Raw genomic sequence first — 12,912 nt, 5'->3', positions numbered from 1 at the left:
TAGGTTAGTTAGAAAGTTAAGAAGGCTGTCGATGTGAATCGGCAGCCTTTTCTGCATCCGGAAGCCTCCCACCAAAACTCTGGCTCTATATGCTCCATGTATGACTAAGAAAGATTGGCTGTAAGAATTTGAACCAACTCCAATTCAGCGGATGGTATCTGCTGAATTTGACCCCAAAGGGCAGACCCTGTCTGTCTTTTATGGAATCAATCTTTACAAATTGGTCAGACAGTGTCTAACCAATTTGTAAGTATTTTGCTCACACATAGTTCCCACCAAAACACCGGCTTAATATGCTCTATGTATATGTTGAACTTCTCCATACCTAAAATGCAAAAAATGCAGTGATTTTATAGAAATTGTGTGATGTAGGTCGGAAGATATGTGATATTCTCAAAAATTTTTTCATTCGGTGATGAACCGAATGGCAACAGCGGATGTTAATACAGAAAATCGTTTCATGATGTTAGGTTAGTTAGAAAGTTAAAAAGGCTGTCGATGTGAATCGGCAGCCTTTTCTGCATCCTTTATGGTGCCCGATTTTATATGGAATAAATATTGCATCACATGACCGACACAGACAAACGCATCCCCTTTATCAAAGTGGTGCAGCTTGCCCTCTTTACTCAATCACTTTCCATGAGCCTCCATTGTCGGGTCCATATCGCTTGATACGGTTTTCTTTCATTAAGGCTTCCAAACGCCGTTTTACACTGCTTTCGTGGATATTGAGTTCTATTGCTAACTCTGAACGTGAAATTGTAGGATGAGTCTTTAACAGTTCTACAATACGATTCTTCTGGTCGGTTTTCTGGTCGGTTTCTGGTCGGTTTCTGGTCGGTTTCTGGTCGCCTCGTATAGATACGAAAATTTCTCGTGGAATAATGGCTGTTACACCTCCTTGTTCAACAGTGAATGAAGGATAGGAAAGATGTAATTTGTCAAATTCCCTCATTATTTTCTCGTACCCACGTCCCCATGCTTCAATAAATCCGGCACGATAGAACACTTGAGCCATTTTGGGATTGCGAGGTTTGGAAGTATGTTTGCTCATAAGGGTTTCAACAGTGTAATCTTCAGGTAGAGCACCTTCGTTCCATAAGCGGATATGATCATCATATATGCTCATCTGATTCCATGTGCCGATTTGCAATTTATGGACTATACTATTGAATATTATCTCGCGTAATGCGTCTTCCGGTATTTCCAGTGGCTCTTTACGATGTAGACCTTCATAATGAATCGGACGGATAAGATATTTGCTGCTCAGCACTTGAATAATTCTATCTGTCATCTGAATCAAATTCCCTTCAATCAAATCTTGGTTTAGCAAATCTGCATCATCGGTGCCAAATCTGCCAATCTTAAAACCTGATGTGACGAATCGACGTTGTGGATATTTGCCGAATAGCAACACCGCTCCGTTTGTAGGAATACCACCTTTTATAAGACCTAAATTTGACAAAACTTCCTCTTTTGAGGATTCTCGTGAGTCCGCCTCCATGCGACCCTCCTTTATGGCATGGTCCAAAAAGTAATCGATGGCACTTTTATCGATATCATTAATAGTTGTGCCATCGCATGGTATATCCTCCCAATTCAATCCCATTTTCTTCAAGAGAAATTGGTGCAGAGCGTTGCCACGAAGTTCTTGCTTTGTAGCACCGCTACGAAAATAATATACACCTTTGTAAGAGATCGGCATTCCTGATGGGTCAATTATAATCTCAATTACATCCTTGCCATCCATCACGAGATGATTGGTTTCTGGGAAAACTCCGGTATTGTTGATAATCTTGTTGGGAATATCTTCCAGTTGCTGATGGAGTCTGTCCACACCAACAACACTCAAATCATCGTCAATGCCAATGTATATCTTGCCGCCATGAGCATTGGCAAATCCGGATACCCATTTCAGATATTCGTCTTTCCAGATACGCTTATGCTCTATATTCTGGTTCTCTTGATTCATATCGCAAAATTACTTCAAAATCTTGACATACACAATAGAACAGTTTATTTTAGACTTGTACGATCCTCTGAAAAAGGCTAATTTGGCATATTGGTCAATACATCATTTTTATATGAAATCCCCAAAACAAGAAATTCAAAACTCCATGCAAGATTATGTTTCGGAGGTGGGGGAATTAAAATTTATTCAATAGAGTTTAATACTCTATTTTTTTATTCGTTGATGAACCGAATGGCAATAGCGGGTGTTATAATTACAGAAAATCGTTTCATGATGTTAGGTTAGTTAGAAAGTTAAAAAGGCTGTCGATGTGAATCGGCAGCCTTTTCTGTACGCTTATTTTGCGAATAAGTGTCGTTTTGGCTTATTTCGGTTTTGACTCGCAATATACGCAACGGTAATCACCGGAATGGTCGTGTGCCGGACGGAATAGACTGTCTACGCCCACTTCCATATTCGAGATGCAACGCTTGTTGCGGCAGATAAACTTGTTGCGCACTGCATCCTTCGGCACAAGCTCTGTGGTCTTAGTCGGGTCGTTTGCCCATTCAAGGAGCTTCACGATGAGAGCCATACGCACGAATTTGCCATTCTCCACCTGACGGAAATATGCGGCACGCGGATCGGCATCAACGTCTACGCTGATTTCGTTGACGCGTGGCAGCGGATGCAGGATTCTCATCTCAGGACGCGCACTCTTCAACTTCTCCGCATCAAGCACGAAGAAATCCTTCACACGGTCATACTCATCCTCGTCAAAGAAACGCTCCTTCTGTACGCGGGTCATGTAGAGCACGTCAAGCTCGCCCATTACCTCTTCCATAGTGTCTACCTCCTTATACGGCACACCGTGCATATCGCACACCTCCTGCTTCATATAGTCAGGCAGACGGAGTTGCTCCGGAGCGATCAGCACCACTTTAACACCCTCGTAGCGAGACAACGCCTTGATGAGTGAGTGGACGGTACGTCCGAACTTCAGGTCGCCGCAGAATCCGATGGTGATATTGTCGAAGCGTCCGATCTCACGCTTGATGGTCAGAAGGTCGGTCAGCGTCTGGGTGGGATGGCTGTGGCTACCGTCGCCGGCATTGATCACCGGTATGCGGGAGTTCATCGCGGAGACTGTCGCAGCACCCTCCTCAAAGTGACGCATGGCGATTATGTCGGCGAAACAGTTTATCACCTTTGTCGTGTCGGCACACGTCTCTCCCTTGCTCACCGATGAGTTCTTGGCATCGGAGAAACCGAGCACGTTGCCGCCAAGCTCCATCATTGCAGCGGTGAAACTGAGGCGCGTGCGGGTAGAGGGTTCATAGAAAAGCGTGGCGAGCTTCTTACCCTTGCATTTTTCCGAATATTTCTCACGGTTGTCGATTATATCGAGGGCAAGGTCGATGATCTCCTCAAGCTCCTGCTTGGAGAGGTCGGTGGGGTCAATCAGGTGTTTCATGCCATCCAGGATTCATCAGAGGGATTTGCCATGAATTTCTTCAGGCGCACCTCCTCCTCGGGAGTGATGTAGTTCTCTTCCACTGCCACTTCACAGAGAGTGTTGAAGTTAGAGAGTGAATAATTGGTGACGTTGGCTGCTGCAAGACGGTCAAGACCTTTCTGCATACCGTAGGTGAAGATGCTGACCACGCCGAGCACGTCTGCACCTGCCTCACGAAGAGCCTCAACCACCTCGATGCAGCTTCCTGCTGTAGAGATGAGGTCTTCAATCACCACCACTTTCTGTCCCTTTTCAAGTTTACCCTCGATGCGGTTGCCACGTCCGTGGTCCTTATTACCTCCGCGCACGTAGCCCATCGGCATGTCAAGGATCCATGCTGCACAGGCTGCGTGGGCGATGCCCGCAGTGCTCGTGCCCATAAGTACTTCTGCCTCCGGAAATTTCTCACGCACAGTGGCGGCGATAGCCTCTTCCACTACCTTGCGCGCCTTTGGAGCGGTGAGGATAAGACGGTTGTCACAATAAATCGGACTCTTTATGCCGCTTGCCCATGTGAATGGTTTTGCGGGGCTGAGAAATACAGCCTTGATGCCGAGAAGTTCGGCTGCTACTTTTTTTGCAGTTGTTTCCATTGTTTGTTTTTTATGAATTATGAAACGTTTGAAACGAATGAAACGCGTGAAACAAATGAAACGAATGAAACGCGTGAAACAAATGAAACACGTGAAACAAATGAAACGAATGAAACACGTGAAACGAATCTCATGCTGATGACTACACGCTGATCAATCAAGATCGATTGCAAGAAAATCCTTCACACAACGGTGATATGCGGCTACGGGATCTTCTGCTGCTGTGATAGGACGTCCCACCACGATATAGTCGGAGCCGATTTCGCGTGCCTTGGCGGGATCGGTGATGCGCACCTGATCGTCTGCCTTCGAGTCGGCAAAACGTATGCCCGGAGTGATGGTCATGAAATCGTTGCCGCAGGCTTCTTTCACGAGGCTTGCCTCAAGGGGGGAGCATACCACGCCGTCAAGACCTGCCTCTTTGGCATTCTGTGCATACTTGGCGATGGTGTCGTTGATGCTTGCGTCGATGAGAAGCTGCTCACGCATGGCTTTCTCTGATGTGGAGGTGAGTTGGGTGACGGCAATAAGAAGCGGACGTGTGCCATCCTCGCGGGTGAGTCCCTCAATGGCTGCACGCATCATCTCGATTGTGCCTGCCGCATGCACGTTGACCATATCCACGTCAAGACCGGAAAGTACCTTCATGGCTTTTTTCACAGTGTTGGGTATATCGTGTAGTTTGAGGTCAAGGAAAATCTTGAAACCGCGTTTCTTCAATTCCCTTACGATCTCCGGACCGGCGGCATAGAAAAGCTCCATACCGATTTTAAGGAAAGGTTTGCGCTTCTCATCCTTGAATTTGTCAAGAAAAGCGAGACAAGCATCGGCAGAGCCGAAGTCGCAGGCGATTATTACATCTTTTGCATTCATATTTCGAGTGTATGGGATAGGGGTTATTGTTGTTGGTTGTAGATATCAGACTATACCGATTATCTCGGAAAGAGAGTCTATGCCGAGACGTTCCATCTCGATGGGAAGATTCTCGATTATCTCCTTGCAGGCATACGGGTTGATGAGGTTGGCGGCACCCACTTCCACGGCTGTCGCGCCTGCCATCATCATCTCAATCACGTCAGAGGCGGATGAGACACCGCCGCATCCGATCACGGGCACACCGCAGGCGTGTGCCACCTGATTGACCATGCGCACAGCCACAGGGAAGACTGCCGGACCGGAGAAGCCACCCATACGGTTGGCGATTACCGGACGGCGTGTCTTTAGATTGATTCGCATACCCAAGAGAGTGTTGATGAGGCATAGTCCGTCGGCTCCGGCTTCCACGGCGGATTGTCCGATGGAGACTATATCCGTGACGTTGGGGGTCAGTTTGACGTAGAGGGGTTTGGTGATAACCTTTTTCACCTCCTTAACCACTTCAGCTACAGAGGTGCAGCATGTGCCGAAGCTCATGCCTCCGCCATGCACGTTGGGACAGCTCACGTTAAGTTCAATGATTGCCACTTGCTCCTCCTTATCTATCTTCTCGCAACATTCCACGTATTCATCGATTGAGAAGCCGCTGATATTGGCGATTATCGGCTGATGGAATGCCTCGCGCATCTTGGGAAGCTCCTCGGCGATGACGGTATCTATGCCGGGGTTCTGAAGTCCGACAGAGTTGATGAGTCCGGCGCTGCACTCCGCCACGCGTGGGAGGGGGTTGCCGAAACGAGCGTCACGTGTTGTGCCCTTGAAGGAGATGGAGCCGAGTATGTCGATGTCATAAAACTCAGCCATGCCATATCCGAAGCCGAAGCAGCCGGAGGCTGGCACCACCGGATTCTGTAGCGTCACTCCGCTGAGCGTCACCTTTAGATCTTTTGCAGTTTGATTCATTTCCATATCAGTTCCTCCTTTCTGAACACCGGTCCGTCCTTACAGATTCTCTTTGCTCCAACGGCAGCCTCCACGCTGCAGCACATGCACGTGCCGAATCCGCATCCCATGCGGCTCTCAATGCTGACCTCGCCCGGAATATCCAGACCCTGGCATAAAGCGCGGAGCATCGGCATCGGCCCGCAAGCATGGAAATAATCACCGGAGATACCCTTCTCGCGGATAACATCGGTGACGAATCCCTTTGTTCCGGCAGAGCCATCTACAGTGGCGATGTAAGCCTCCACTCCGATCTCCTCAAACCATTTCTCCATGCCGAAAGAGTCGGCTGCGGTGTTATATCCGAGAATTACCACAGGCTCCTGACCGAGGCGTTTCAGGGTGCGTGCCAGATTGAGGAGTGGGGCGCATCCTATGCCGCCACCGAGCAGGAGTGGACGGCGTGCTCCGCTGTCGGTGGAGAATCCGTTGCCAAGACCATTGAGCATGTCTACGGTGTCGCCCGGGCGCATCTCGCTCATGGCTCCGGTGCCTTCACCCACCACGTCATAGAGAAGCACTACCTCTCCGCGCTCGTGGGAATAATCACATATCGAGATGGGGCGGCGAAGATATTTGCCCGGTATGGCAATATTGACAAACTGTCCCGGAGCATTGATCATGCCTGTGTCGCCGCAAAGCGTCATCACCCACGTCTTATGGGTGAGACGTCGATTGCTGATGACTGTATAATTATTTTTGATATTCATATTTAAAGGTTAATCTTCTGCATCTATAGTGGAGACCTTCATCGTGATGTCGTCAAGCACATCGAGGAGCACTTCCACAGTCTCGAGCGAAGTGAAGACCGTGATGTTGTTGTCGACGGCGGCGCGACGGATATGATAACCGTCGTGGTGCGAATGGTCGGCACTCAGCTCCATCGTGTTGATGACGTAGTTGACGTGACCCTGGCGCAGGGAGTCTATGATGTCGGAACTGCCCTCGCTGAGCTTGTGGAGCAGACGGGTGCGTATGCCGTTTGCGCGGAGAAACTCAGCGGTGCCCTTCGTTGCCTCGATGTTGAATCCGAGTTTGTAGAAACGCCGGATCAGCGGGAGGGCACGTTGCTTGTCGGAGTCGCCGATGGTGACGAACACGGTGCCGTAGTTCGCCACGGTCATGCCTGAAGCCTGAAGCGATTTGTAGAGTGCTCGCTTGAGCGACTTGTCGTAGCCGATAGCCTCGCCTGTGGATTTCATCTCCGGGGAGAGATAGGAATCCACGCCTCTCAGCTTGGCGAAGGAGAAGGCGGGAGTCTTCACGAACCATCGTTTCTTCTCCTCCGGATAAAGGCGGTCAATGCCCTGGTCGCGCAAGGAGTGACCCAGCATGACGAGGGTGGCGATGTGTGCCAATGGCGTTCCAGTGGCCTTCGAAATAAATGGCACTGTACGAGAAGAACGTGGATTTACCTCAATCACGTATACGTCTTCCTTACTATCTACGATAAATTGTATGTTGTAAAGACCTTTTATGCCGATTTCCTTGCCGAGACGCACCGTATAGTCGAGAATTGTCTGCTTCGCTTTCTGGCTGACGCTGAAAGTGGGGTAGACACTGATGGAGTCGCCGGAGTGTACTCCGGTATGCTCCACATGCTCCATTATTCCGGGCACGAATACGTTTTCACCATCGCAGATGGCATCCACCTCAAGCTCCTTACCCATGATGTATTTGTCGACGAGCACGGGATGCTCCACGTTGATCTCGACGGCTGTCTGGAGATACTGGCGCAGCTTATGCTCGTTGCTTACTATCTGCATGGCGCGTCCGCCAAGCACGTAGCTGGGTCGCACAAGCACTGGATAGCCTATGCGTTCCGCTGCCTTCACTCCATCCTCGATATTGGTTACAGCCACACCTTCGGGTTGAGGTATCTGTAGCTTCTCCATGATGGCTTCGAAGCATCCTCGGTCTTCCGCGTTTCTGATGGCTGTGATGTCGGTGCCGATTATCGGTGCGCCGAGAGCCGCCAAGGGTTCGGCAAGGTTGATGGCTGTCTGTCCGCCAAGTGAGACGATGACACCCTCCGGACGTTCCAGGTCGATGACGTTCATCACGTCTTCCACCGTCAGCGGCTCAAAATATAGCTTGTCGCCTGTCGTGTGGTCGGTTGATACAGTCTCAGGGTTATTGTTGATGACTATCGCCTCGAAGCCTGCCTGACGTATGGTCCATACGGCATGCACGGTGGAATAGTCGAACTCCACGCCCTGACCGATACGTATCGGACCGGATCCGAGCACGATTATTTTGCGGCGGTCGGTCGGTATTGACTCGTTTTCCCATTCGTAGGATGAATAGAAATAATTCGTGCGGGCATGAAATTCCGCACCGCAGGAGTCTATCATCTTATAGACGGGACGTATGTCATGCTTCTTGCGGAGAAGATAGATGCCGGATTCGCTCTCTCCCCACAGCTGACCGATGAATTTGTCGCTGAATCCAATTACCTTCGCATCGCGGAGCACGTTGATGTCGAAAGGATTCTCTTTTATCACCTTCTCAAAATCTACGATATTCTTGATCTTATCGAGGAAGAACATGTCGATTTTCGTGCGGTTGTAGATAAGACCGTTGTCGATGTCGCGGCGCATCAGTTCGGCGAGCGCGTAGATGCGGTCGTCGGTTGCCTTCTTGATGTAGTCAAGCATCTCTTCGGTCGGCATGGTGTCGAATTTCTTGTGATGGACGTGGCATACGCCTGTCTCCAGCGACCGCACGGCTTTCAGCAGAGACTCCTCCAGAGTGCGCCCGATGCTCATCACCTCACCCGTGGCTTTCATCTGTGTGCCGAGTTCGTTGGAGGCATCGGTGAATTTGTCAAACGGGAAGCGTGCGATTTTCGTCACCACATAGTCGATTGTCGGTTCGAAACTTGCGGGCACGTGTCCGAGATCTATCTCATCGAGATGGAGTCCCACTGCTATTTTCGCGCTAACGCGTGCGATAGGGTAGCCGGATGCTTTCGATGCGAGTGCGGATGAACGCGACACTCGCGGGTTGACCTCAATGAGGTAATAGTCGAAAGAGAGTGGGTCAAGGGCAAACTGCACGTTGCAACCACCCTCGATTTTCAATGCGCGTATAAGTTTGAGCGCACTGTCGCGCAGAAGCTGATACTCCTTGTTGGTGAGCGTCTGTGCCGGAGCCACCACGATTGAGTCGCCTGTGTGGACTCCTACAGGGTCGAGGTTCTCCATAGAGCAGATGGCTATCACGGTGTCGTTGGCATCGCGCATCACTTCAAACTCAATCTCCTTGAATCCCTTTATGCTCTTCTCGACAAGCACCTGATGCACGGGGGATAGCTCGAGGGCGGTGCGCATCAGTTCGCGCAGCTCCTCCTCGTTGTCGGCGAAGCCGCCGCCTGTGCCGCCCAATGTGAAAGCCGGACGGAGAATCACGGGATAACCGATTTTTGCGGCGATCTCCACACCATGCTCAATACTGTTGGCTACATCGCTGGGAAGCACCGGCTCGCCGATACTCTCGCAAAGCTCTTTGAAGAGCTCACGGTCTTCTGCGCGTTCGATGCTGTCGAACGAAGTGCCGAGAATCTCCACGCCACACTCGTCGAGCACACCTTTCTTTGCGAGCTGCACGGCAAGGTTCAGACCGGTCTGTCCGCCGAGTCCGGGGACGATGGCGTCCGGACGTTCGTATCTCACGATCTTGGCTACGTATTCGAGCGTAAGAGGCTCCATGTAGACTTTATGTGCTATCTCCGGGTCGGTCATTATCGTTGCCGGATTGGAATTGACGAGTACCACCTCATATCCCTCTTCTTTAAGGGCGGTGCACGCCTGGGTGCCTGCATAGTCAAATTCGGCAGCCTGACCTACTACTATCGGTCCGGAGCCGATAACCATCACTTTCTTTATATCTTTACGCTTTGGCATTATCTTCTACTTTTAAATAATTATTTACCTGCAATCATTTCTTAATCTCCGGAATCATGCGGATGAATTTGTCGAAGAGATATATTGAGTCTTGCGGACCGGGCGCACTCTCCGGATGGAATTGCACGGAGATCACCTTGTCTTCAAGGCATTCGCAACCCTCGATGGTGTTGTCGAGCAGGTTGATGTGAGTAGCTCTCAGAGGGGTGTCGGCAAGCGATTCCTCAATGACTGCATATCCGTGGTTTTGCGATGTGATGAGCACCTTACCGGTGGCAAGCTCCTTGACAGGATGGTTGCCTCCACGATGTCCGGGAGAGATCGCCCCGATTTTTGCACCGTATGCAAGCGCGATGAGCTGATGTCCGAGACAGATGCCGAACATAGGCACTTTGCCACGGAGCTGACGGATGGTCTCAACCACTTCCGGAACATCTTCGGGCGAGCCTGGTCCGTTGGAGATGAGCACGCCGTCGGGCTTGAACGACATGATCTGTTCCGCGCTCGTGTTCCAGGGAACTACGGTGACGTTGCAGTTGTGGGCATTCAGGCTACGCACCATATTGTATTTCATGCCGCAGTCGATTGCCACGATGTCGTATTTATAGTTGGCGGTGCGGGCAAACCAGCGTTTCTTGCAGCTGACCTTGCTGACGAGGTTGGTGGGGCGTTCGGTTGCCTTGATTTTGGCTACTGCCTCCTCTGTCGGCGTGGAGATGTCGGTGATGATGGCACGCAATCCGTTTGCATCACGCAATATGCGAGTGAGCATACGCGTGTCGACTCCGCTCATTGCCGGGATATTATTCTCATCAAGCACCTCTGCAAGGGTCTTTGTGTAGCGGAAGTTGGAGGGGGAGTCGTTGTTTTCCTTCACAATCATTCCTCCGATGGAGGGAAACTTTGTTTCGTAGTCTTCATCAGTGATGCCGTAGTTGCCTATCAGCGGATATGTCATGACGATGATCTGCGCGGCGTAGGATGGATCGGAAAGAATCTCCTGGTAGCCTACCATCGACGTATTGAACACGAGTTCACCGATGCTCTCGACGTCGGATGCAAATCCGACACCGGGAAATTCGCGACCGTCTTCGAGCACAAGTTTTTTTGTGTAAGGTTTCATTTTTTTTTTGACTAAGGATTATTTGACTGTAGAAATTATTCTTACTGTAGGAATCATTCTTAATGACTCAAGGATACCGCTTTCGCGTCAGAGCACCTGTACCCCTTTGTAGAGGAGTGCGGCTATGCTCCCCTGAAGCAGCATGCCGGCATACGGGGTGGCGCGTCCTTTTGTGCGGAATGTAGCGGGATCCACAATCTGTTCTGTCTCGGTGTCGAGGATGGTGATATCTGCGGGATTCCCTGCCTTTATGCCATCGGAGCATGGCAGACCAAGAATCTTGCGCGGATTGACCGACATGATTTCCACGAGACGTTCCATTGAGATCAGTCCGGTCTTGACCATTGTGGTGTAGACGGCTGCGAATGCCGTTTCAAGTCCAACCACGCCCATCGCGCTTTTCTCCAGACCCTTCCCCTTCTCTTCAGCAGAATGAGGGGCATGGTCAGTTGCTATGGCATCGATTGTGCCGTCAATTATGCCCTGACGGAGCGCGTCGCGGTCGGCACGCGAACGTATCGGCGGATTCATCTTGAAGCGACCCTCCTCCTGAAGATCTTCATCGCAGAAAGTGAGGTAATGCGGACCGGTCTCGCAGGTGACGAGCACGCCTCTCTCCTTGGCGCGGCGTATCAGCTCAACACTCTCTTTTGTGGAGATGTGGCATACGTGGAGGCGGCAGTGGGTCTCCTCCGCAAGTATGATGTCGCGCTCTATCTCCTTCCATTCCGATTCGGAGCAGATGCCACGATGTCCGTGGGCGCGGGCATACTCCCCGTCGTGGATATATCCACGGTTGAGAAGAGCCTCCACTTCGCAATGGGCGGCAAGTATCTTACCGGTGGGAGCTATACCTTTCATGGCGGCACGCATCACCTCCTCATCCTGTACTCCAGTGCCGTCGTCGGAGAATCCCGCCACGTAAGGGGCGAGAGTGGCGTAATCCACAAGTTCATGTCCCATGCGCTTACGCGTGATGGTGGCGTAGGGGATGACGTTGACAATGGCATCGCGGTTGATAATGTCGAGCTGGCGACGCAGGTTGTCGGGAGAATCGGGGGCGGGGTTGAGGTTAGGCATGGTGCATACGGTGGTGAAGCCGCCGGCAGCGGCAGCCGCGCTACCGTCCTTGATAGTCTCCTTATAGGAATATCCCGGTTCGCGGAAATGCACGTGCATATCAACGAGACCGGGCACAAGATACTTCCCCGTAGCATCGATGACCTTGCATCCGGGATATTTATCGGCATCAATTTTCTCAGCGGTCTCAACTATCATTCCGTTGCTGACAACTACGTCGCAAAGTCGGAAACTATCGTCGCACCATACATTGGCACCGGTAATCAATAAAGTGTTGTCGTTGCTCATCTCTGCAAATTAAGAGGGTAAAAGGCATTGAAAAGCGGAGAGGAGCCGTCAGACGCAGACCTATCTTCAGGATTGCAAAAAAGGCAACTCATCAATGAGTTGCCTTGATATTTTGAAATCTGAAAAAAGAGGTATGTCGGAAGGTTTTGGCTCCCGTCAACAATTGAGTGCATAATACAAGACTCAAAAGATACCCGACTTTTCAAGATTGCCGTCATTTCATTTATTTTGATTGCAAAGTTAGCAAAAAAATGACAACCTACCAACGCTCCGCAAAAATTTTTTATGAAAGCCGACTCGCTCGGTCTGTGATTTAACGTCGCTCTTGGGGTGGGTACGCTGTGATATTATCTCAGCAGCCACGGACGATGGAATCGGACCTTTGGTCTGATCACTTAACAAATAACTGAAGTTTCGCAAGCTGCACTTCAGTGGTTTAAAGTTTATAGTTTAAGGTTTAAGATTCACGACAATCCACGAATCTTTTCATTATACAAAATTTAATGATCATAAACCATAAACATTAAACCTTAAACCATTTAAGTGAAGCAAGTTGGAAAACTTGCGAAACTTAAATA

Annotated in this window: 9 protein-coding genes; all 9 read right to left on the bottom strand. The window is 50.2% G+C overall.

Going from position 1 to position 12,912, the window contains the following annotated elements; translation table 11 throughout:
• Window positions 1–622: 622 nt before the first annotated feature.
• The 9 genes from E5331_RS19710 to E5331_RS19670 all read right to left on the bottom strand — a co-directional run bounded on the left by E5331_RS19710 (window position 623) and on the right by E5331_RS19670 (window position 12,334).
• Window positions 623–1,972 carry an ATP-binding protein gene (locus tag E5331_RS19710; protein WP_123484046.1) on the bottom strand — a complete coding sequence of 450 codons (1,350 nt, stop codon included), beginning with the start codon at window positions 1,970–1,972 and terminating at the stop codon, window positions 623–625.
• 364 nt (window positions 1,973–2,336) lie between these two features.
• Window positions 2,337–3,425 (bottom strand): aspartate carbamoyltransferase, encoded by a 1,089-nt coding sequence (gene pyrB / locus E5331_RS19705; RefSeq protein WP_123484047.1) that lies wholly within the window; start codon window positions 3,423–3,425, stop codon window positions 2,337–2,339.
• A complete protein-coding gene (gene pyrE / locus E5331_RS19700; protein ID WP_123484048.1) occupies window positions 3,422–4,060 on the bottom strand; it encodes an orotate phosphoribosyltransferase in 639 nt (212 codons plus the stop codon). Before pyrE ends, pyrB begins: the two co-directional genes overlap by 4 nt.
• A 153-nt stretch (window positions 4,061–4,213) precedes the next feature.
• The gene (gene pyrF, locus E5331_RS19695) at window positions 4,214–4,933 is read right to left on the bottom strand and encodes an orotidine-5'-phosphate decarboxylase (RefSeq protein ID WP_135986343.1); all 720 of its coding nucleotides are present in this window, start codon (window positions 4,931–4,933) and stop codon (window positions 4,214–4,216) included.
• A 45-nt stretch (window positions 4,934–4,978) separates the two neighbouring features.
• Complete coding sequence (locus tag E5331_RS19690) at window positions 4,979–5,905, bottom strand: dihydroorotate dehydrogenase (RefSeq protein WP_275441320.1); 927 nt, start codon at window positions 5,903–5,905, stop codon at window positions 4,979–4,981.
• Complete coding sequence (locus E5331_RS19685; protein ID WP_135986345.1) at window positions 5,896–6,648, bottom strand: dihydroorotate dehydrogenase electron transfer subunit; 753 nt, start codon at window positions 6,646–6,648, stop codon at window positions 5,896–5,898. Before E5331_RS19685 ends, E5331_RS19690 begins: the two co-directional genes overlap by 10 nt.
• A gap of 9 nt (window positions 6,649–6,657) precedes the next feature.
• Window positions 6,658–9,843: a carbamoyl-phosphate synthase large subunit gene (gene carB / locus E5331_RS19680; RefSeq protein WP_135986347.1), complete on the bottom strand. Its 3,186-nt coding sequence runs from the start codon at window positions 9,841–9,843 to the stop codon at window positions 6,658–6,660.
• A 34-nt stretch (window positions 9,844–9,877) separates the two neighbouring features.
• Window positions 9,878–10,966 (bottom strand): glutamine-hydrolyzing carbamoyl-phosphate synthase small subunit, encoded by a 1,089-nt coding sequence (carA, locus tag E5331_RS19675; RefSeq protein ID WP_123484052.1) that lies wholly within the window; start codon window positions 10,964–10,966, stop codon window positions 9,878–9,880.
• A gap of 87 nt (window positions 10,967–11,053) precedes the next feature.
• Entirely contained in the window at window positions 11,054–12,334 is a 1,281-nt protein-coding gene (locus E5331_RS19670) for a dihydroorotase (RefSeq protein ID WP_123484053.1), read from the bottom strand.
• Window positions 12,335–12,912: the final 578 nt, after the last annotated feature.

Origin of the sequence: Lepagella muris, from assembly GCF_004793975.1 — a bacterium.
GTDB lineage: Bacteria > Bacteroidota > Bacteroidia > Bacteroidales > Muribaculaceae > Lepagella > Lepagella muris.
This window is presented reverse-complemented; position numbering and strand designations above follow the sequence as displayed.